20 protein-coding genes and 1 tRNA gene are annotated in these 19,402 nt (G+C 68.4%); 10 read left to right on the top strand and 11 right to left on the bottom strand.

Features of this window, described 5'->3' with window-relative positions; genetic code table 11:
• Positions 1 to 88: 88 nt before the first annotated feature.
• Positions 89 to 316 carry a hypothetical protein gene (locus C560_RS0117945; protein WP_155855827.1) on the top strand — a complete coding sequence of 76 codons (228 nt, stop codon included), beginning with the start codon at positions 89 to 91 and terminating at the stop codon, positions 314 to 316.
• Positions 317 to 467: 151 nt separating this feature from the next.
• On the opposite strand, the gene C560_RS0117940 is transcribed toward C560_RS0117945, so the two are convergent.
• The 5 genes from C560_RS0117940 to C560_RS0117920 all read right to left on the bottom strand — a co-directional run bounded on the left by C560_RS0117940 (position 468) and on the right by C560_RS0117920 (position 4,710).
• The gene (locus tag C560_RS0117940) at positions 468 to 1,052 is read right to left on the bottom strand and encodes a dihydrofolate reductase family protein (RefSeq protein WP_197026187.1); all 585 of its coding nucleotides are present in this window, start codon (positions 1,050 to 1,052) and stop codon (positions 468 to 470) included.
• A gap of 755 nt (positions 1,053 to 1,807) precedes the next feature.
• Positions 1,808 to 2,041 carry a hypothetical protein gene (locus C560_RS0117930; RefSeq protein WP_026539224.1) on the bottom strand — a complete coding sequence of 78 codons (234 nt, stop codon included), beginning with the start codon at positions 2,039 to 2,041 and terminating at the stop codon, positions 1,808 to 1,810.
• Between the two features lie 913 nt (positions 2,042 to 2,954).
• Entirely contained in the window at positions 2,955 to 3,209 is a 255-nt protein-coding gene (locus C560_RS23485; RefSeq protein WP_155855826.1) for a hypothetical protein, read from the bottom strand.
• Between the two features lie 750 nt (positions 3,210 to 3,959).
• Complete coding sequence (locus tag C560_RS23480; RefSeq protein ID WP_155855825.1) at positions 3,960 to 4,145, bottom strand: hypothetical protein; 186 nt, start codon at positions 4,143 to 4,145, stop codon at positions 3,960 to 3,962.
• A gap of 13 nt (positions 4,146 to 4,158) precedes the next feature.
• Positions 4,159 to 4,710 (bottom strand): hypothetical protein, encoded by a 552-nt coding sequence (locus C560_RS0117920; protein WP_026539223.1) that lies wholly within the window; start codon positions 4,708 to 4,710, stop codon positions 4,159 to 4,161.
• A gap of 128 nt (positions 4,711 to 4,838) precedes the next feature.
• On the opposite strand from C560_RS0117920, the gene C560_RS23475 reads away from it, so the two are divergent.
• Entirely contained in the window at positions 4,839 to 5,057 is a 219-nt protein-coding gene (locus C560_RS23475) for a hypothetical protein (RefSeq protein ID WP_155855824.1), read from the top strand.
• A 28-nt stretch (positions 5,058 to 5,085) separates the two neighbouring features.
• On the opposite strand, the gene C560_RS23470 is transcribed toward C560_RS23475, so the two are convergent.
• Both C560_RS23470 and C560_RS0117905 read right to left on the bottom strand, forming a co-directional pair.
• Entirely contained in the window at positions 5,086 to 5,361 is a 276-nt protein-coding gene (locus tag C560_RS23470) for a hypothetical protein (RefSeq protein ID WP_155855823.1), read from the bottom strand.
• Between the two features lie 724 nt (positions 5,362 to 6,085).
• Positions 6,086 to 6,175: transfer RNA gene (locus C560_RS0117905), tRNA-Ser, on the bottom strand.
• Positions 6,176 to 6,302: 127 nt separating this feature from the next.
• Between C560_RS0117905 and C560_RS0117900 the strand changes: the two genes are divergently transcribed.
• From C560_RS0117900 to C560_RS0117885, 4 genes are read left to right on the top strand one after another with little or no spacing between them, the layout of a single operon-like run.
• Complete coding sequence (locus C560_RS0117900; RefSeq protein WP_026539221.1) at positions 6,303 to 7,379, top strand: dehydrogenase; 1,077 nt, start codon at positions 6,303 to 6,305, stop codon at positions 7,377 to 7,379.
• Positions 7,380 to 7,382: 3 nt separating this feature from the next.
• Positions 7,383 to 7,781 carry a 6-pyruvoyl trahydropterin synthase family protein gene (locus C560_RS0117895; RefSeq protein WP_018774279.1) on the top strand — a complete coding sequence of 133 codons (399 nt, stop codon included), beginning with the start codon at positions 7,383 to 7,385 and terminating at the stop codon, positions 7,779 to 7,781.
• Between the two features lie 9 nt (positions 7,782 to 7,790).
• A complete protein-coding gene (locus C560_RS22355; RefSeq protein ID WP_026539220.1) occupies positions 7,791 to 9,041 on the top strand; it encodes a glycosyltransferase in 1,251 nt (416 codons plus the stop codon).
• 35 nt (positions 9,042 to 9,076) lie between these two features.
• Positions 9,077 to 10,390, top strand: coding sequence for a DNA glycosylase AlkZ-like family protein (locus C560_RS0117885; RefSeq protein ID WP_026539219.1), 1,314 nt, complete (start codon positions 9,077 to 9,079; stop codon positions 10,388 to 10,390).
• A gap of 10 nt (positions 10,391 to 10,400) precedes the next feature.
• On the opposite strand, the gene C560_RS0117880 is transcribed toward C560_RS0117885, so the two are convergent.
• On the bottom strand, positions 10,401 to 10,901 hold the full coding sequence (locus C560_RS0117880; RefSeq protein WP_026539218.1) for a nucleoside deaminase: 501 nt from the start codon (positions 10,899 to 10,901) through the stop codon (positions 10,401 to 10,403).
• A gap of 122 nt (positions 10,902 to 11,023) precedes the next feature.
• On the opposite strand from C560_RS0117880, the gene C560_RS0117875 reads away from it, so the two are divergent.
• From C560_RS0117875 to C560_RS0117860, 4 genes are all read left to right on the top strand, one after another.
• On the top strand, positions 11,024 to 11,890 hold the full coding sequence (locus tag C560_RS0117875; protein ID WP_026539217.1) for a phosphatase PAP2 family protein: 867 nt from the start codon (positions 11,024 to 11,026) through the stop codon (positions 11,888 to 11,890).
• A gap of 12 nt (positions 11,891 to 11,902) precedes the next feature.
• Complete coding sequence (upp, locus tag C560_RS0117870; protein ID WP_018774274.1) at positions 11,903 to 12,538, top strand: uracil phosphoribosyltransferase; 636 nt, start codon at positions 11,903 to 11,905, stop codon at positions 12,536 to 12,538.
• A 71-nt stretch (positions 12,539 to 12,609) separates the two neighbouring features.
• Positions 12,610 to 12,987, top strand: a complete 378-nt coding sequence (locus C560_RS0117865) for a glyoxalase superfamily protein (RefSeq protein WP_026266579.1) — start codon at positions 12,610 to 12,612, stop codon at positions 12,985 to 12,987.
• Positions 12,988 to 13,056: 69 nt separating this feature from the next.
• A complete protein-coding gene (locus C560_RS0117860; protein WP_026539216.1) occupies positions 13,057 to 13,737 on the top strand; it encodes an HAD-IA family hydrolase in 681 nt (226 codons plus the stop codon).
• A 63-nt stretch (positions 13,738 to 13,800) separates the two neighbouring features.
• Here the strand turns inward: C560_RS0117860 and C560_RS0117855 are convergent, their stop codons facing one another.
• Genes C560_RS0117855 through C560_RS0117845 form a run of 3 tightly spaced genes read right to left on the bottom strand, consistent with a single transcriptional unit; the run spans position 13,801 to position 19,380 of the window.
• Complete coding sequence (locus tag C560_RS0117855; RefSeq protein ID WP_026539215.1) at positions 13,801 to 15,888, bottom strand: ArnT family glycosyltransferase; 2,088 nt, start codon at positions 15,886 to 15,888, stop codon at positions 13,801 to 13,803.
• A 6-nt stretch (positions 15,889 to 15,894) separates the two neighbouring features.
• On the bottom strand, positions 15,895 to 17,946 hold the full coding sequence (locus tag C560_RS0117850) for a glycosyltransferase family 39 protein (protein ID WP_026539214.1): 2,052 nt from the start codon (positions 17,944 to 17,946) through the stop codon (positions 15,895 to 15,897).
• Complete coding sequence (locus tag C560_RS0117845; protein ID WP_026539213.1) at positions 17,947 to 19,380, bottom strand: bifunctional glycosyltransferase family 2/GtrA family protein; 1,434 nt, start codon at positions 19,378 to 19,380, stop codon at positions 17,947 to 17,949. It abuts the gene before it with no gap.
• Positions 19,381 to 19,402: the final 22 nt, after the last annotated feature.

Here is a 19,402-nt window from a genome sequence, read left to right as displayed (position 1 = left end):
TCACCCAGAAGAAACTCATGGTCTTCTCAGCGGGGAGTTGAACCATGGAGGCATGTACTTAGTCGATCCCAGAGCCTACGCATATCGCGTGATGCACCCTGGCGTTTGGTTCCGCACTGCGATCTGCAGGCACCTGGTCACCCAAGGCCACCGGCCCACGCACGCGCGCCTGGACTATCTGGCCGGCATCACGGGCAGGCTGGGCTCGGCCTCTTCACGCAGCAGGGCCAAGGAACTCGAGCAGGCATTCCGCAACGGCGAGGTGTCCTACGAGGACGCGTGCCTGGAGATGGAGCAGCTCGACGAGGAGACCTGAGCGCCTGTCCGCGCTCGCCGGAACCTCGAACTGGACGTCCACCCGCCACAGCACCGGGCTGGTCCACCAACCGTCTCGCCGTCGCCACTTGCTACCCCAAGCCGGGTGAATGACCGTCCTGCTGCGCGGGAGACCGGCAGCGCGAACAGAGTTAGCTGACGCGGCGATAGCGGATGTGGGTGGCCAGCGGCGAGTGAAGCACCTCGACCGGTTCGAAGCCGAAGGATTCAACCCCATCGAAGATGCGCTCGCCCGAACCAAGCAGGACCGGTGCGATATCGAGGGTGAGCTCGTCGATCACGCCGGCGATCAGTGCCTGTCGGACGGTCGAGGCCCCACCGGCGATGTCCACGCCGTTGTCCCCGGCGGCCTGGCGCGCTGCGGAGTAGGCCGCGTCGAAGCCCTCGGTGACAAAGTAGAAGGTGGTCCCGCCGTCCATCTGGATCGGGTCATGTCCATGATGGGTCAGCACGAACACCGGCGCGTGGTACGGCGGTTCGGCTCCCCACCACCCGGTCCATTCCTCATCCCAGTCCCCGCGGATCGGGCCGAACATGTTCCGACCCATCACATACGCGCCCCGCGGGCGCATGAGCCAGCCGTTCGCGACCTTGTCGGCATCGTTGGCCCGCGGGTCGCCGATGTGCCAGCCGTGCAGCTCCAGCCCCCGCTTGCCCAGAGGGTTCTCGCGGCTCTGGTCCGGCCCGGCGACGAAGCCGTCCAGCGAGATCGACATGTGGCAGGTGGTGTCCGGCACCGCGAACCTCCAGAGTGATTGCGACGTGCTTGCGGTCGTGTGGGGATTCTGGGGAGCCTAGCAGGTGATGGCATCCTCGCCAATGCCTCCGACGGCGGGTCCCCGACGGTCTCCTCACCGGAGCGCATAGGCCGGATTGTGGGTCTCAATGTCGGTCTAGGCCTGGTTGACCAGAATCTCAGCCGCCTCGGTGAGGGTGTCGATCGCAAACTGCGCGTTGCCCCGGCCTTGCTGCGCCCAGAGGGCCCCACATGCGGTTGCCCACACCCGTTCACTAATGTTCTGTGACTGCTGCGTTACCGCGGGGGCCCTTTTCCAGGAAAAGCAAAAGCCCCCGCTTCCCTTTGTAAACAAAGGGAAGCAGGGCCTTTCTCATTCGCGGTGACGGTGGGATTTGAAACCTCTCCGGCGCCAATAGTGGCAGGGCGAACCGCTAGATTGCGGGTATTTACATCACTCGACATCACACCATTTCGCGGCATGTGCCCAGAATGTGCCAAGAATGTGCCCACGGTCAGGTTGATGGCGGGCTATAGGCGAGTCACTGTATCCAGGAATTCGTAATCGGGCTCCAGTTCCTCGAATGGCGAGCGGCTGGGGACTGCCAGCATCTCATCGAGCATCGCGCCTACCGCTTCAACATCTATCTTCACCACGGACCGGACAGTAGCCCCTAGGAACGACAAAACCCCCGCCAGTCGTGGTGACTGACGGGGGTTCTCTGGGCGTGGTGGTTAGCGGACGGTGTACGTCCTGCTGAACCGGTAGCTGACCTTGCCGTTCAATGTGCCCTTGACGCGGACGACGTACTTATCGCCTTTGCCTGGCCAGACCTTGGTGGTTTCATGCCAACCGCCCGCGAAGACTTCGCCGTTCCTGAACCAGCGGTATTCCAGTTTGGTGCCCTTGGGCCAGCCGTACTTGTTCGCCCCCAGGATTGTTCCTGGGGTGACGTACACGGTGGACACGCCGGCTGTGCAAGGCGCGGTAGTGTCGGGACATGAGGCGGGACAGCGATTGAATTCCGTTGGACAGGTCGCGGCGTTCGCCGGGGCCGCCGCGGTGAGCGCTCCGGCTCCCAGGGCAACGGATAGGGCGGCAGCGGCTGCCGCTTTACGGAAGATCGATCGTTCAATGCTGGCACGGTTCCCCGCACCTCCTGTCGGTGGTTGGCAGATAGTTTTTGGCTGCTGAACGCTTCCGACATACACCGTCTAAGGCGCCCCCAAGCCATGAGTATAACCTCACGGGTCACACTGGCATCAAGGGCGCCCGGCCTAGGCGGGCAGGAATCCCGGCAGCCGGTTTCTCCAGCGGATTCCGCGCAGATGTTCTGGGCACCGCCGACACCAGGGGCAGGTTCGCTAGGCAAGATTGGTATGCGCCCACACGCTGACCGTGTTGCTGCTGGCTATGGCTGTCCGACCCATTCCGCGTCAGGAGCGCGCCGCAACCGCCTTCATGATGGGTGTTATCTTGCCACGGCGCCGGCTCGAAAAGGTCCACCGTCCGGGGCAATGTCCTGATGCCGACGGAGCGTGACATTGACACTGAGCAGGTTGTTCAGCATCCACCCCCGTCCGACAGGGACATCCAAACCAGTCATCGTCAACCAAATCAGCGCCGCCCTGAGACACTCCCTGTCCCCAAATTATTGCCACTTATACCGAGTACTTGGCGGTTCTAGGGAAAAACCTAGAACCGCCAAGTACTCGGTATAACTGCGGGGTTGAACCCGGCGGAACCCCTGCGGCTCAAGCCAGGTGAATATGGCAGTTTGATTCAGAACCGGTGTGACGGCTGGAAAGACCGATGCCACCCCTTCGTCTGGACCAAAACCCAGGAACGCGACACCAGATCCGAAGGACACCTACTGTCGGCCTAATGTAGATCATCTGGTACGCCGAATCGCCTTCCAATGAGTACGCGAATGGCCGCGAGTAGAGGCTGATCTTCCAGCGCAACGCCCTCGCCCCCGTAATGCACACCCGTTTCGTCACCCACTGCTTCTATGTCAAAAAGGTTGAGGACCTCGGCCACGCGCACCTGATAATCGGTGGCGGTCATTTGGCGAGACACGCGAACTGGAATTGTGCTGAGTTTGCGCGCGACCTTAGCATCGATGGATTGAGTCATGGGCGCACTGTTGCATGACGTTCGCCATTGCACAAGGGGGCTCGTCGGGCCTAGTCCGGGAGTATGAGGCGACGTTAGGCTCGCGGGAGGTGAGCCCGTCCTCCCGCGGCACCCGCCGGCAAAACCCTGTCGGCGCAGGTTCCTATACCGGCGGATCGTAGTGCAAACACCCACCAGGCTGCTGGCCGCTTCTTCGCCCGAGAGTGCGCAGTCAATCCACAACATAATGACCGTCATGTTGTGGGCGCTGAAGTCATGGGTCTCGGCGCAGAAGGAAAAGGTCGGCCGATTTCAGAACACGGCTTGTAGCCAGCCCGCCGGGTCTTACCGCATGGACTGGTCCGGATTAGGCTGGGCGGCATGACCGGACCGGAAGACTTTGAAGCTATGGTGGCCCGTGCTGCCGGTCAGGAAGGGCGCACGGTTGTGTCACGGTTGCTGTCCATGATGGCGCCCGAGTCCGCGCTTCTCTGGCTTGAAGGATCTGAGCCGCTCTTTGGTGGGGCACGCCCCTATTGACGTGCTGACAATTGACGGGCCTGGCCCGGTTCTTGAGGCCCTGGACGCCCTCGAACAAGGGGGATTCGCGTGAACGCCGGGGAGGCGCGCCCGGAGCGAACGAAGGCGAAAGCCGGCGCTCCCTGGCGCCGCGACGCGCAGCGTCTAGCATGTGGAGCAGAGGGTTCGACCGGGAGCTAACCAATCGGCCGCTGGAATGTGGCGGTGGCGGCGTCGTCAACGCCGGCGTCGTTAGTTCCAGTCCTTGCGCTTCCCGGTGTAGTACCCGCCGAACATCAAGATGAGGCCGCTGAGGGCGAGGACGTATGGCGAGATACCGATGCGCTCTGGTGGGATCTGAATGGCCATGATGGTGCCGATGAGGGCATTCAAGGCGCCCGCGCACAGAAGAAACATGCCCAGCTGTCGAGGTTTCAAAGGATCGCTCCTGTTATCGCCGCAATGACTCCTCCTCCGGGAACTGGTCGAGAAGCCGCTGGATCCGTGGCCGGCGGTGCCGGACCCACAGCGGGAAGCCGACAGCCAAGCTGAGGAAAACAACACTGCAAACCACTCCCAGCCAGGGGTTCTCGCCGGGGTCGAAAATGATGAAGACTCCCAGCACGGTCGCAGGGCCAAAAAACACGGACACGATCCACGCCCCGCGCCGATCCTGGATGAGCAAGTTGATCAGCTCCGGTTCCCACAGTTCCGCGGACGCGTGCTCCGGCAGCTGTCCGGTGGAGATGGCCTTCTTGAGATTCGTTGCGGTGGGCGAGTCGGGAGGTAGGGCACGGTCCTTGCGTGCGGCGCGGACAGCCATCCACACCGTGAAGATGCCGATTGCCACGCCGAAGACGCCGTATGCGGCGACGTCATCTGCGCCGACCTCCTTGCCCCGAAGGAGGCGCATGCCCAGTTGCAGGGCAGCATATGCGGTGGCAATGACCAGCACGAGTATCCACAGAGGCGTGCGCCGCACGATCGAACGCCTGAACTCCATGGCCCCCCATCCGATAGCCGACTATTGCCGCCACCCTAACCCGTTCCGGCCCGGGGATCTAGGCAATGCCCGGCCTGACGTGGCTCGCTGCGCGGTGAGCCCCTTGGGCCAGCCGCTAGTATCAGGGCATGGGCGTCAGGAAGTGGAAGCAACCGACGAAGGTCCAGGCCATCTATATGAGCATCCTGGGCTTGATGCTGCTGGCCAACACGGCATGGTCCGTGCTGATGGAGGGCCGCTCCGCAACAGTCTTCGTCTGGTTTGTCATGGCGTTGGACCTGGCCTTCCTGATGCTGGGCCTGTGGCTGTACCGTCGAGCTGTGAAAAACCCGCCCGCGCGCGAGTAGGCCCGTCCGGCGGCCCAGAGCCCCAGCGTTACAGGGAGGTTGACCAGAAGATCAGCAGTATCGAGACGGCGGCAAAGGCATACACGAGGGTCAGCCCCTTCCCCGCAAGCGAGTATTTGGGATCCCGCGCCAGCTTCCCCATGCTTTGGTAGAGGACCACGAAGATGCCCGCCATGCAGGCTATGGCGGCGATCATTGCCGTCAGCGCAGCCGGACTCAGGTGGTTCGCAGCGACGAGGGCAATGACGGCACCCGCCATGAAAACCCAGCACACGACGATGGCCGCCTTCATGAACCTGGCCACGGGCTAGCGGGCGCGCGCGGCGAGGCTGGTTTTGGGCTCCATCAGCCTCACGCTACACATTTGCTTTCCCAAAAACGATGGGAATACGAGGGGCAGTTACAGCTCCCGATGCCTGGTACTGGGCGCGGTTCTCGCCTGGGTGTATGCGGAGCCTTGGCGGGTGTTGCGCTCTCTGGAATGATGAACGCAACGTGCAGAGAGGGCGAGCCAATGTCCGCTGTAAATGAGGAAGCCCGAGCGTCAAGGGCAGAAACCATTCCGCGTATAAGGAGAGGAATCCGGGCGGCCCAACTTCGGATTACCCTGGACGAGGTCCAGGGTAATCCGACGCCGGAGGTGGTAGTACGACTTGCACAGCTAACGCACCCGAAGTTGCCGTCACCTTCGTCACTCTGAGGTCGCCGGACGGGAAGCTTCGACCCGATCCGGCGTCACGGAGAGTCTTGGCTATGCATTTACGCCGTAACATTCTGGCCGCGCAGTTGAGGGTCGCCCTGGACGAGGCACACGGCCGGCCGACGCCCGAAGCCGTGAAACGACTGGCCCAGATGGAGCTTCCATCTCTAAGGTGAAGGATCTTGGCGCCGCCGCGGGGACAGGCGCCACGGCTCATGGGCATGCATTGGCATCCCGTCGCGGCCGCAATTCCTCGAAATATGCACCAAAAATGCACCACGAAGTTCCGCAGGATGCAGAAAACCCCCGGTTTCCCGGGGGTTTTCTTTGGCGGTGACGGTGGGATTTGAACCCACGTTGGCTTTTACACCAAACAACATTTCGAGTGTTGCACCTTCGGCCGCTCGGACACGTCACCAACCTGACTAGGGTACCGGAGCAAGGCGCCCATCCACAAAACGAGCCCCAACGGCACCCGCACGCCGACTCGCCGAAACCCTGCACCCTTCCCGGCGAACTGTGCGGGCACTAGATTCGTAAGCACAATGACTACTTCTGAACGGCACACCACCGCCACCGCCTATTGGACCGTCGGCCCGGAACAGGGCGAGCTCCGGGGCGAGGACCTGCCCGCCCCCGGGCCCGGCGAGGCGCTGGTCCGGACCCTGTATTCGGGGATCAGCAAGGGCACCGAGCTGGTGGTCCACCACGCGAGTGTCCCGGAGTGCGTCGCCGGTGCCATGGCCGCCCCCAACCAGGCGGGGGAGTTCCCGTACCCCGTGAAGTTCGGTTACCTCACCGTGGGGGTGGTCGACGCCGGGCCGGAGGGCTGGGCAGGTAAGACCGTCTTCTGCCTTTACCCGCACCAGGACCGTTTCATCGTCCCGGTCGAATCCCTGACGGTGATCCCCGACGGCGTCCCGGCCCGCCGCGCGGTGCTCACCGGCACCGTGGAAACCGCGATCAACGGACTCTGGGAGGCCGGGCCCCGCCTGGGCGACCGCGTCGCCGTGATCGGGGCCGGACTGGTCGGCGGCATGGTGGCCAGGCTCCTGGCCGGCTTTCCGCTCGCACGGCTGCAGCTGATCGACGTCGACCCTGCCAAGCGCGCTTTCGCCGACGCCCTCGGCGTCGACTTCAGCCACCCCGATGACGCCCTCCCGGACTGCGACATCGTGATCCACTGCTCCGCGTCCCAGGAAGGCCTGCAACGGGGCCTGCAGCTGGTGGGCGACGAAGGCGACATCATCGAAATGTCCTGGTACGCCGACCGGCTGGTCACCCTCCCGCTGGGGGAGGACTTCCATGCCCGCCGCCTGTCCATCCGGGCCAGCCAGGTGGGGATGGTGGCCCGCGCCCGCAGGCACCGCCGCACCAGCGCCGAGCGCCTCGCGCTCGCAGCGTCCCTGCTGCAGGACCCGGTCTTTGACGTCTTCCTGACCGGATCCTCGCCGTTCGCGCAGCTCCCCGGCACCGTCCAGCGGCTCGCCGACGGGACCCTGGATGCCCTCTGCCACGTGATTGAGTACCCGTCCGCCGAAGCCCAATCCAGCGTCGCTCAATCCGCCGACGAGCCCACTGAGTTCAAATCCACCGACCAGCCCACCGAAGCCACGAGGTAGCCCGTGTTTAGTCTGACCGTCCGCCGCAACTTCATGATTGCCCACAGCCTTCCGCGCGAGGTCTTCGGCCCGGCCCAGGGCCTGCACGGGGCCACGTTCGTCACGGAGGTGACGTTCCGCCGTCGTGAACTCAATGACGACGCGATCGTGCTGGACATCGGCGCGGCGGGGGACGCAGTGGACGAGGTCCTGGACGAGCTGAACTACAAGAACCTCGACGAGCACCCGGACTTCTCCGGCAAGCTGAGCACCACCGAAGCCCTCGCCCGGTACATCGCCGACGCCGTCGCCGCCCAGATCCGCGTCGGCACGGACGGGCGCGACCTCGCCGGGCTGGACGTCACCCTGCGCGAGACCCCCGATGCCTGGGCCAGCTACTCGCTGGACTTCGACGCCCGCTAGGCGCCGCAGATGCCGCCGGCCAGCCTTCGCATCCGTCTTGTGGTGCCCGGCAACGTCCGGCACAACTCCGGTGGCAACGTCTATAACGCGGCGCTCGCCGCCGAACTGGCGGCCCTCGGTGCCGCGGTGGAAACCTGCCCGCTCGACGGCGACTGGCCGGGAGGCAGCGCGGAGGACCGGCGGCGCCTGGCCAGGCTGCTGCACGCGGAGCCCGACGGCGGCCCGGCTAGGACCGGCGGCCCCGCAACTGCCGGTGCCGCCACTGCCGGTTCCGCAACCCTGGGCACAGTGACGGTGGTCGACAGCCTCCTGGCCTGCGGCGCGCCCGACGAATTGGAAGCGGCCGCTGCGGCCGGGGCCAGGGTCTGGATCCTGCTGCACATGCCCCTGCCAGACCACCCGGAGCGCGAACGCAGGGCCCTGCGGGCCGCCGCCGGCGTCATCTGCACGAGCGGTTCAGCCGCGGCGGACATCCGCGCCCGCCACGGGCTCGGCGGCATACGGGTCGCCCTGCCCGGGACCGCGCCGGCACCGCTCGCGGCCGGCAGCCTGTCCGCCGGCCCCGGCGCCCCGCACCTTATCGCCGTGGCGGCGCTGCTGCCGAACAAGGACCAGTCGCTCCTGCTGGACGCGCTCGGCCGGCTCGCGGATGTGCCCTGGACGGCGTCCCTCATCGGCTCGGACACCGCCGATACTGCCTACGCCGCGCAGCTCCGGACCTCTCTGGAACGACTCGGCCTGGCCGGGAGGGTCCGCATCCCGGGCGAGCTCCAGGGCCCGGCACTGGATGCTGAATGGGATGCGGCCGACCTCAGCCTGCTGATTTCCCGGGCCGAAACCTACGGGCTGGTGGTCACCGAATCGCTGGCCCGCGGCATTCCCGTGGTGGTGCGCGAGGGCACCGGAGCCGTCGAGGCGCTCGCCGCCGGCGCCCTGACCGGCACTGCCGCGCCGGCCTTCCCGACGCCAGACTTCCCGGCGCCGGGGTTGCCGGGCGCCGCCGTCGTGCTCGGAACGGACCCCGCCCCGCTGGCGGACCTGCTCCGCCGCTGGCTGGACGATCCCGGTCTCAGGGACCGCTGGCGGGAGGCGGCAGCGGCCGCCCGGGGCCGGCTGCCCGGCTGGGATGCCACCGCGCGGACCGTTTTGGGCTTCCTGTCGACGGGAACCGCGGAACCCGCGGAAACCACTGAAACCACTGAAACCGGTGAAGCGGGGCCACCGGGAAAGCAGACGGCGCGGGTTGATACGGCTTCTTGATACCGCTCACAGAGAAGCTGTTGGAGAATGAGCCCATGAGCACCCACCCTGTCGCCACGCCATCGCCGTCGGTAGAGGAGCCCGTCAATCTGCCGGAGCCGCAGAGCCTGACCCCGGAGCAGCTCCGGGCATGGTCCTGGCACCGTCAGGGCCTGGACGGCTCGCTCGCCGGCTGCACGGCGGAGCAGGTCCTGGCCCGGGCAGGCTGGGCTCGGTCCGTGGGCGGCGCCAACCCCTACCTCACGCTCTTCGCCCGCGCCGGCATCCGCCGCGAACAGGTGGACGCCGACGTCCTCGCCCACCGGATCCTTGAACTTCCCGTCGCCCGCGGCTGCACGTACGTCCTGGGCCGCGAGGACTTTGCCTGGGCGCTTCAGCTGGGCCGGGATGCGGCCGAGTCGGCATTCAAGGTGGTCGGCCGGCTCGGCGTGGACCGCGGTGAGATCACGCTTCTGGAAGAGCAGGTGCTGCACACCCTCGCCGAAGCGGATGGGCCCATGGATCCGCGGCAGCTCAAGGACGAGCTGGGCGATTCAGTGCGCAACCTGGGGGAGGAAGGCAAGAAGAAGGGCGCCACCACCACGCTGCCTACCGCCCTGGGGATCCTGCAGTCGGACGGTCGGATCCGCCGGGTCCCGGCGAACGGGCGCCTGGACCAGCAGCGTTACGCCTACCAGCCTTGGGGCCTGCCGCCCAGCGATCTTGACGACGACGACGCGCGCACCGAGCTGATCCGCCGCTACCTGGGCTGGACCGGCGGAGCCACCTTCAAACAGTCGCAGTGGTTCACGGGATTCACCGTGGCGCAAAGCAAGGCGGCGCTCGCCGCCGTCGGCGCCGTCGAGGTGCCCACCGCACTGGCCACCGCCGGCGGCGACCCGCTGTGGATGCTGCCGGAGGACCTCGGCAGCCTCGCAGCCTTCGAGGAGCCGGCGGGGGAACAGATCCAGCTGCTGGCCGGAACGGACTCCCTGTTCCTGCTGCGCCGCAACGCGGCGGACCTGCTGGCCGGGGAGGACCTGCACAAGCCGGCGCTGGGGTCGCTCGCGCTGCAGGCCGATCTCCCGGACCACCCGATCCTGGACCGCGGCCGGATCATCGGACTCTGGCAGTACGATCCCGCCAAGGAGAGGATCGTGCCCTGGCTGTTCCACGGCCCCACGCCCGCCGTGACGCAGCGGATCGCCGAGGTGGAAGCCTGGATCCGCGAGGACCTCGGTGATTTCCGGGCCTTCAGCCTGGACTCGCCGGCCTCCCGGCAGAAGCGGATCGATGGGCTCGCGGCAGCTGCAGAAGCCGCCGCGGCAGGGTCACCGGCCGCCGCGTCATCTGACGGCGGCGTGAGTTAGCCGGAACGGATCAGGCGCGGTGCCCGGCGAAGAACTCCCGCAGCAGCGCGGCACACTCCTGCTCCCGGACGCCCGCAACGACTTCCACCCAGTGGTTGAGCCGGCGCTCGCGGAGGATGTCGAACACGGAACCGGCGGCGCCGGCCTTCTCATCCCAGGCCCCGAACACCACCCGCGGAATCCTGGCGAGGACGACCGCTCCCGCGCACATCGCGCAGGGTTCCAGCGTCACCACCAGGGTGCAGTCCTCCAGCCGCCAGCCGTCGTCGCCCTTGCCCTCCAACGCCCGGTGCGCCCGCAACCGCGCGGCGGCCTCCCGGATGGCGACCATCTCGGCGTGCGCCGTCGGGTCCCCCAGGGCCTCGCGTTCGTTTCGCCCGGCGCCCAACACGGAACCGTCCGGTCCGATCACGACGGCGCCGATCGGCACGTCCGCGGTGGCCAGGGCCTTCCGGGCCTCCGCCAGGGCAAGGCTCATCCATTCGGCATGGCGCGGCTCAGGGGCAGTCATGGGTCAATGATAGTTTCGACCCTAAGCATGCTGTGCAGCTCGGCTGTGCGGCCACGTAGTTAATGTAGACACGTAGTTAATGTAGACAGCAGTTAATGTAGACAAGTAGTCGGGAGACGGCCGTGACCACCGGAACAGAGAACTGGTTGGCGCATCGCTGGGGCAAATGGGTGGTGCCGTACGCGGCCCTCTGGATCACCATGCTGGTGGGCGGCGTGGTGGTGGTGATCCTGGCGCTGGTGAGTGCCGAGGTCTACGACAACGTGGTGGACGACGCCGGCCTCGCGAACCTGGACAAGCCGGCCCTGGCGTTCATGGAACAGTTGCGCAGCCCCGGCCTGGACGCCTTTATCACCGGGTTCACCAACATCGGCGGCGGCATCGGGATGCCCATCCTGGGCAGCATCCTGACGGCGCTGCTGATCTTCACCTCCCGGAGCTGGCGCCCGCTGATCCTGATCGGCGGCGCGGCCGCCGTGTCGGTGACTGCCACAACCCTGGGCAAGAAAATGATCGGCCGGGTCCGCCCGGACCACGCCGACGCCGTGCCGCCCTACGAGACCTCGCCGTCGTTCCCGAGCGGCCACACGCTGAACACCACGGTGGTGATCGCCCTCGTGGTGTACCTGGCCTGCCTGCAGATCAAACGGACCGGTGCCCGGATCGGCCTGATCGCCGCGGGTGTGATCTTCATCGTCGCGATGGGCCTCAGCCGGGTCTATCTGGGCCATCACTGGCTGACCGACGTGATCGTCGGCTGGGTCATCGGGCTGGCCTGGGTGGGGATTGTGATCATGGCGCACCGGTTCTTCCATGCGCTGCGGCGCCGGGAGCACGCGGGCGACGCGCCGACTTTCGAGCATCCCGCGCACCTCCATGACGGCGCCGTCAGCGCCACTGCTGGTGGCATTGCCGGCGGCACGGTACAGACCGACGCGAACGACGCCGATACCCCCGGCCCAGCGGGACGGTCCTCAGCATCCGGGTGATAGTTTTGACCCATGCGCACTCTCGTTGTGGACCACCCGCTGGTCGCCCATAAGCTCACCGTTCTGCGGGACAAGAACACCCCGTCCCCGGTCTTCCGCCAGCTCACCGAGGAGCTTGTCACGCTCCTGGCCTACGAAGCCACGCGTGACGTCCGCACCGAACCGGTGACCATCGAGACGCCCGTCAGCACCACCGTCGGCACCGCCTTCACCAAGCCGACCCCGCTGGTGGTCCCGATTCTCCGGGCCGGGCTCGGCATGCTCGAGGGCATGACCAAGCTGGTCCCCACCGCCGAGGTCGGCTTCCTTGGCATGGCCCGCGACGAAGAGACCCTGGACATCATCACCTACGCCGAGCGCCTCCCGGAGGACCTCACGGACCGGCAGATCTTCGTCCTCGATCCCATGCTGGCCACCGGCGGAACCCTGCGCGAGGCCATCAAGTTCCTCTTCAAGCGCGGCGCCTCCGACGTCACCTGCATCTGCCTCCTCGCCGCCCCGGAGGGCCTGGCCAAGCTGGAGGAAGAACTGTCAGAAGCCAACGTGACGATCGTCCTGGCCTCGATCGACGAGAAGCTCAACGAGAAGTCCTACATCGTGCCCGGCCTGGGCGACGCCGGAGACCGCCTGTACGGCATCGCCGGCTAGCGGCGGCGACGCCGAGGCGCAACACGGAGAATCCCTTCCGCCTCGCCGCGGACCGCGCTAGCCTGTGCGCCATGGATTGGAAACTTGAACTCGTGTTTGTGCCGGTGTCCGATGTGGACCGGGCCAAGGATTTCTACGTCAACAAGGTGGGCTTCAACGCCGACTACGACGAACGGCCCATGGAGGGCCTCCGGTTCGTCCAGCTGACCCCGCCGGGCTCCGGCTGCTCGATTGCGATCGGCGAGGGCCTCAACGACGCCCCGCCCGGGACCGCCCCCAGCCTGCAGCTAGTGGTCAGCGACATCCAGGCCGCGCACAAGCAGCTCAAGGACAACGGCGTGGACGTCAGCGACGTCGACGTCCAGGACTGGGGGCACTTTGTCCACTTCGCCGACCCCGACGGCAATAAATGGGCGGTGCAGTACATCCCCCACCGGCCCAACGGCTGATCCCGGCAGGCTGCGCGCGGCAGGCCGCCGGCTAACGGGTTGGGCGGGGCCATGCGGCAGGATGGAGGCATGAGCTTTCCATCCCGTTCCAGCACCACCACCCTGACCGCGCGCGCCGTCCTGTTCGACATGGACGGCACGCTGGTGGATTCCACCAGCATCGTGGAGCAGGTTTGGACCACGTTCGCGGCCCGCTACAGCCTGGACATCGGCGAGATCCTGCGCTCCTCCCACGGCGTCCAGGCCATGGACACGGTCCGCAGGTTCGCCCCGGCCGGTTCCGACATCCAGGCCCTCGCGGCCGAGCTCGGCCGGATGGAGCTGGCCGAGACCCGGGGCATTGTTCCGGTGCCGGGCGCCCCGGAGCTGCTGGCGAGCCTGCCGCCGGACGCCGTGGCGCTGGTGACAAGCGCGTCACGGGACCTGGCCGAGGTCCGGATGGCGGCCGCGGGGATCGCCGTCCCGGCCGTCTCGGTCACATCGGAGGATGTCATGCGGGGCAAACCCCACCCCGAGGGATACCTCCGGGCGGCCTCCCTGCTGGGTGTCGCCCCGGCCGACGCGGTGGTGTTCGAGGACGCCCCGGCCGGCATCGCCGCGGGAGTCGCCGCCGGGGTCCGGACCGTGGCGGTGGGACCCAACGCCGGCGAATTGCCGGACGGTGTCCTCCACATTCCCGACTACTCCGCGGTTACCGTGACCATCCACGTCACCGGCGCCGGCTTGCGCACCCTGTCCTTCACCTTCTGACGATGGCGACGCCGTCCTAGCGACGACGACGACGCCGCCCGGCCCGACGACGGCGCCGCCTGCCTAACCGGCCAGCAGGTACACGCTGGTCCCACCCACCGTCTGGGCCGTGAAATTGGCCTGCACCCAGGCGGCAATCTGTGCGGCATCGTTGGCTCCGCTTTCGCCCGGCATGAGGCGCCCGGCAATGAAGTAGTGGATCTTGCCGTCGGCCACGTACTGCTGGAACTGCGCCAGGGTCGGCGCGGGGTCCGTACCGTTGAACCCGCCCACGGCCATCACCGGGAGCTGCGTCGCCAGCTGGTAGCCGGCGGCGTTGTTGGATCCGACGACGGCGGCGGCCCACGTATGAGCCCCGGCGTCTGTCTGCAGCGCGGTCACGAGCGCCGCCGACGGCGTGCTGGCCCCGAGCAGGCCGCCCATTCCGCCCGCCCCTTGGCCGCGGCCGATGCCCGCGCCGGCGCCAGTCCCGTTGCCCGTGCCGTTGCCGTTTGCCGCCGTGGCACCGCCAAAGCCGCCTCCCGCCGCACCGCCGAGGGCCGGCGGCATCCCGGCCCCGCCCCGTCCGGACACGGCCGGTCCGGCGCTGACAATCGAGCCGCTGTGGGCCGTGGACGCGGTGGACAGCGAGTAGGCCAGCGGCCCGGCGAGGGCGGCGGCGACGGCGAGCGCCGCCGTCGTCCGCGCCATGGTCCTGGACGCGATCATCCCCGTCCCCTTGGCCCCCGGGGCCGCGGCGGCCAGCACCAGGCCGGCAGCGGCGAGCGCGCCCAGGAGCGCCACCCAGCGCAGCCACGGCATGTACGCCGCCGTGCGGACCAGGAGTTCGGCGGCCATGGCCCCGGCCGCCACGATCGCCACCGCGAGGACGGCCGCCGCCACGGGCCGGTTCCGCCGCTGCCAGAGCAGGACGCCGCCGAGCCCGGCGAGCCCGGCGATCCCGGGCGCCAGCGCCACCATGTAGTACGGGTGGATGATCCCGGCCATGAAACTGAACGTCAGCCCGGTGACGGCAACCCAGGAGCCCCAGATGATCACTGAAGCCCGTACCGGGTCGGTGCGCGGCGCGCGGCGGCCCAGCCAGAGCAGCCCCGCTCCGAGCAGCAGCGCCGAGGGCAGCAGCCAGGCGATCTGGCCGCCGAACTCGCTGTTGAAGAGCCGGAACAGCCCGGGCGTGCCCCAGCCGTTGCTGCCCCCCACACTCCCGGTTTCATCCCCGTTCAGCCGGCCCAGGCCGTTGTAGCCAAGCGTCAGCTCCAGGATGGAGTTACTCTGCGAGCCGCCGATGTACGGGCGGTCCGCCGACGGAATGAGTTCGACGGCGGCCAGCCACCAACCGGCGGCAACGGCCATCGCCGCCCCGGCGCCGAGCAGGTGAAGAACGCGCCTGCCCGCCGCTGCCGGCGCCGCGAGCAGGTAGGCCACGGCAAAGCCGGGGACAACCAGCAGGACCTGCAGCTGCTTGGTGAGGAACCCGAAGCCCAGCAGCACCCCGGCGAACAGCAGCCAGCGCACGCGCGCGTCCTGGATGGACCGCAACACGGCGTAGGCGGCCGCGGTCATCACAAGCACCAGCAGGGCGTCGGGGTTGTTAAACCGGAACATCAGCACGGCCACTGGCGTCAGCGCCATGACCGCACCGGAGAGGAGCCCCGCGCGGTGGGCCAGGCCGGCGTCGGCCGTGGCAGGGGCCGCGGCCCGGCGGACGGCCAGATAAACCAGCCAGACCGTGCCGATCCCCATGAGCGCCTGCGGCACCAGGACGCTCCAGGAGCTCAGCCCGAAGATCCGCACCGACAGCCCCATCACCCACAGCGACGCCGGCGGCTTGTCCACGGTGATGGCGTTGGCGGCGTCGGACGAGCCAAAGAACCAGGCCGTCCAATCCTGGGACCCGGCCTGGGCCGCCGCGGAGTAGAACGCGTTCGCCCAGCCGGAGGCGCCGAGGTTCCACAGGTACAGCACGGCCGTGGCCAGCAGCAGCGCCGCCAGTTCCAGCCGCTGCCGCAGCCCCCGGGCGCCAGGGACGGCGCGGGTGCCGCCGGCGGCCGGGCGCTCCAGGCGCCGACGGCCTTCCGGGACTTGCGGCTGCGGCGGCCCCGGCGTGCCGGCCGGCGCCGTGCCGGGGCCCGGGCTCAGGGTGTCAGTCATGGCGGCCTACGCTCCCAGTTTGTAGACCGTGGCGTTGCCCACGGTCTGGGCCTGGTAGTTGGCCGCGACCCAGGTGGCGACCTCGGAGTTGCCACCGCGGCCCCCGCCCATGCCGCCCATGCCGCCGGAAATGAAGTAACCGATCTCGCCGCGGTCCACCATCGCCTGGAACTGTGCGAGCGTCGGGTAGGGGTCGCCGCCGTTCCAGCCGCCGAGCGCGATCACGCTGGTGCCGGTGGCGAGTTCCAGGCTCGCGGCCTGGGTGGCGCCGGAGACAATCGCGGACCACTTGGCGCCGGAGGACTGCAGCAGCACGGTCAGCTCCGCCGAGGACGTTTCCCCGCCGGGGCCGCCGCCCATGCCGTCACTTCCTGGGCCGTCACTGCCGGCCCGGCCGGCCCCGAAGCCGCCGCCCATCGCGGACGCGGTGGGGCCGGAGGTCGGGATCGAACCGGAATGCGGCTGGGCGACGGTCGCCAGCGTCCACGCGGTGCTTCCGAGCCCGCCGGCGAGCAGGCAGAGGATCACGACGCCGGCCGTGGCGGCCTTGCGGAACCGTGCCGGGAGAGCCGCCATGCCGTCCGCCCGCAGGAGCAGGGCCGCGGCGGCGAGGACGCCCAGGACCACGATGATCACCCGGAGCCCCGGCAACCAGGCCGGATCGCGGCCCAGAAGCACGGCGGACCAGATCGAGGTGGCCAGCACCGTCACGGCCAGGACAACCCGGGCGGGCCAGTAGGCCCGGCCCCGCCACAGTTCCAGGGAACCGATGCCGGCCAGCGCCGCGATGGCGGGGGCCAGCGCCACGGCATAGTACGGGTGCACGGTGCCGCTCATGAAGCTGAAGATTCCGGCCGTGATGACCAGCCAGCCGCCCCACAGCAGGAGCGCCGCACGGGTTTTTGAGGTCCGGGCCTCGCGCCGGGTGAACCACAGCCCCGCCACCAGCAGGGTCAGGGCCGCCGGCAGCAGCCAAGACACCTCGCCGCCGAAGCTGGTCCCGAACATCCGGGTGATCCCGGCGGCGCCGCCGAAGCCGACGTTGCCGCTGCCGCCCGGGCCGCCCGCGTTGCCGCCCGGCATCCCGCCCGGCATCCCGCCGCCGGATCCGGTGATCCGGCCCAGGCCGTTGTAGCCGAACGTCAGTTCCAGGAAGCTGTTGGACTCCGACCCCGCCATGTACGGCCGGACCGAGGCCGGGGTCAGCTGGAAGAGCACAATGTAGCTTCCGGCCACGACGGCGATCCCGGCGGCGGCGGCCAGCAGGTGCACGAGCCGGCGGCCAAGGGTGGTGGGCGCCGCCCACAGGTAGGCCAGGGCCAGCCCGGGAACAATCAGGAAGCCCTGCAGCATCTTGCTCAGGAACGCCAGGCCGATCACCGCGCCGGCCGCGGCGAGCCACTTCCAGCCGGCCTTCTCGATGGCGCGCGTGGTGAGGTAAGCCGCCAGCACCAGGCACAGGGTGAGCATCGCGTCCGGGTTGTTGAACCGGAACATGAGGGCGGCCACCGGGGTCAGCGCCAGGGCGCCGCCGGCGAGCAGGCCAGCGGCCGGCCCGGACACCCGCTTGACGGTCAGGTAGAGAAGCCCGACGGCGGCGACTCCCATGAGCGCCTGGGGAATGAGCATGCTCAGGGCCGAGAAACCAAAGATCCGTCCCGCGAGGGCGGGGATCCAGAGGGCGGCCGGCGGTTTGTCCACCGTGATGGCGTTGCCGGCGTCGAGGGAGCCGAAGAGCAGCGCGGTCCAGTCCTTGGTCCCGGCCTGGATCGCCGCGGCATAGAAGGAGTTGGCGTAGCCGCTGGCCTCCAGATTCCACAGGTACAACGCCGCCGTGACCACCAGGAGCAGCGCTGCCGAGGGCCGCACCCAGCGGGGCTGCCGTCCGAACAGCAGCCGGTCCCGGCGGCCCTGCGCTGCCGGGGCCTGGGATGCGGGCAGCTGGGGCGCCGGTTCGCCGTCTCCGGGAACCGGGCGGAGCCTTTCCTGGGCGGCTGGGGTGCTGCCGGCCGGGGAACCGCTCTCGGCTCCGGCGGTGGGGCTGATGGTTGCCGTCATTTACTTGGCCTTTTCTGTGCGGGGGAGGGAAGGATCGGGGGCGCCGGGCGCAGGAACGGCGTCGGTGGGCCGGTGGCGGAAAACCACCAGCCGGAACAGCAGGAACTTCACGGCTGTGGCGGCCAGGTTGGCGGCGGTGACCGTGAGCAGTTCCAGCCAGCGGTCCGGTGCTGCTCCCGACGCGGCGTGAACGAGGGCGAGTGCGCCCGAGGTCAGGGCCAGCCCGATGCCGAAGACCAGCAGTCCCTCGAAGTGGTGGCGTGCGGCCTGGCTGCTGCCCTGGATGCCGAACGTGAAGCGCCGGTTGGCCGCGGTGTTGGCCACGGCGGTGGTGAGCAACGCCAGGAAATTTGCCAGCTGCGGGTCCATGAACCCGCGGCAGAGCAGGAAAATCGCCAGGTAGGCCAGGGTGGAGGCCACCCCGATGCTGCCGAAGCGGACGAGTTGTCCGAAGAGGCTTCCGCCGGGGCTTTGTTCCTGGGCCCGGGCGGCGGCCGGCAGCGGTCCGCGGGCCAGGGCGGCGCGCAGGTCGGGAACCGGGATCCGGCCCGAGACCAGGTCCCGGCTCAACCGTGCCATGCCGCGCAAGTCCGCGAGGGCCGTCTGGACGATGTCCACGCTGGAATCCGGGTCGTCGGTCCAGTCCACCGGGACTTCGTGGACGCGCAGGCCGCACTTTTCTGCCAGGACCAGCAGCTCGGTGTCGAAGAACCAGGCGTTGTCCAGCGTGTGGGGGAGCAGTTGCCGGGCCACGTCTGCCCGGATTGCCTTGAAGCCGCACTGTGCATCGCTGAAGTGGGCGCCCATGAGGGCCTGGAGCAGGAAGTTGTAGCTGCGCGAGATGAATTCCCGCTTGGGACCGCGGACCACGCGGGAGTTGCGGGTCAGCCGCGTCCCGATCGCCAGGTCGGAGTGCCCCGAAATGAGCGGGGCAAGGAGCGGGCCGAGGGCCGCCAGATCAGTGGAAAGATCCACATCCATGTACGCCAGGACCGGCGACGGCGAGGCCAGCCACACCTTGCGAAGTGCGTTTCCACGGCCCTTTTCGGCCATATGGACCACCTTCACTTCGCGTAGCTCGCGGGCTACGCGTTCCGCGGCCTTGAGCGTTCCGTCGGTGCTGGCGTTGTCCGCCACGGTGATCCGGAAGGAGTGCGGGAAGGCGGCGAGCAGGTAGGCGTGGAGCCGGCGCAGGCAGGCTTCGAGGTCCCGTTCCTCGTTGAAGACCGGGATGGTGACGTCCAGCAGGGGCGTGCTTGCGCGCGTATCGATGGCTGTGCGCCGGGCGCCGGGGCCGGTAAGCGCCCCGGCGAACGGGCCCGGAGCGGGCGCGTCGGCCAGCGCAAGCCCCGGGGGTGTCTTGGGTGCCGCCGGGCCGGCCGGCGTCGCCGCGGTGCGGGGCAGGGTTCCTGTGGCCTGGTCTGTGAATGTCATGGCTCAACTTTCCCGGCGGCCC

The sequence above is a fragment of the Arthrobacter sp. 9MFCol3.1 genome, assembly GCF_000620385.1.
Lineage (GTDB): Bacteria > Actinomycetota > Actinomycetes > Actinomycetales > Micrococcaceae > Arthrobacter.
This window is presented reverse-complemented; position numbering and strand designations above follow the sequence as displayed.

Bases quoted from the DNA above. Each gene is read 5' to 3' on its own strand.
- C560_RS0117850 (WP_026539214.1), bottom strand. From the start codon at position 17,946: ATGACGGCAACCATCAGCCCCACCGCCGGAGCCGAGAGCGGTTCCCCG.
- upp (WP_018774274.1), top strand. From the start codon at position 11,903: ATGCGCACTCTCGTTGTGGACCACCCGCTGGTCGCCCATAAGCTCACC.
- C560_RS0117920 (WP_026539223.1), bottom strand. From the start codon at position 4,710: ATGGAGTTCAGGCGTTCGATCGTGCGGCGCACGCCTCTGTGGATACTC.
- C560_RS0117865 (WP_026266579.1), top strand. From the start codon at position 12,610: ATGGATTGGAAACTTGAACTCGTGTTTGTGCCGGTGTCCGATGTGGAC.
- C560_RS23475 (WP_155855824.1), top strand. From the start codon at position 4,839: ATGGGCGTCAGGAAGTGGAAGCAACCGACGAAGGTCCAGGCCATCTAT.
- C560_RS0117940 (WP_197026187.1), bottom strand. From the start codon at position 1,052: ATGTCGATCTCGCTGGACGGCTTCGTCGCCGGGCCGGACCAGAGCCGC.
- C560_RS0117845 (WP_026539213.1), bottom strand. From the start codon at position 19,380: ATGACATTCACAGACCAGGCCACAGGAACCCTGCCCCGCACCGCGGCG.
- C560_RS0117855 (WP_026539215.1), bottom strand. From the start codon at position 15,888: ATGACTGACACCCTGAGCCCGGGCCCCGGCACGGCGCCGGCCGGCACG.
- C560_RS0117900 (WP_026539221.1), top strand. From the start codon at position 6,303: ATGACTACTTCTGAACGGCACACCACCGCCACCGCCTATTGGACCGTC.
- C560_RS0117885 (WP_026539219.1), top strand. From the start codon at position 9,077: ATGAGCACCCACCCTGTCGCCACGCCATCGCCGTCGGTAGAGGAGCCC.
- C560_RS22355 (WP_026539220.1), top strand. From the start codon at position 7,791: ATGCCGCCGGCCAGCCTTCGCATCCGTCTTGTGGTGCCCGGCAACGTC.
- C560_RS0117880 (WP_026539218.1), bottom strand. From the start codon at position 10,901: ATGACTGCCCCTGAGCCGCGCCATGCCGAATGGATGAGCCTTGCCCTG.
- C560_RS0117860 (WP_026539216.1), top strand. From the start codon at position 13,057: ATGAGCTTTCCATCCCGTTCCAGCACCACCACCCTGACCGCGCGCGCC.
- C560_RS23485 (WP_155855826.1), bottom strand. From the start codon at position 3,209: ATGACTCAATCCATCGATGCTAAGGTCGCGCGCAAACTCAGCACAATT.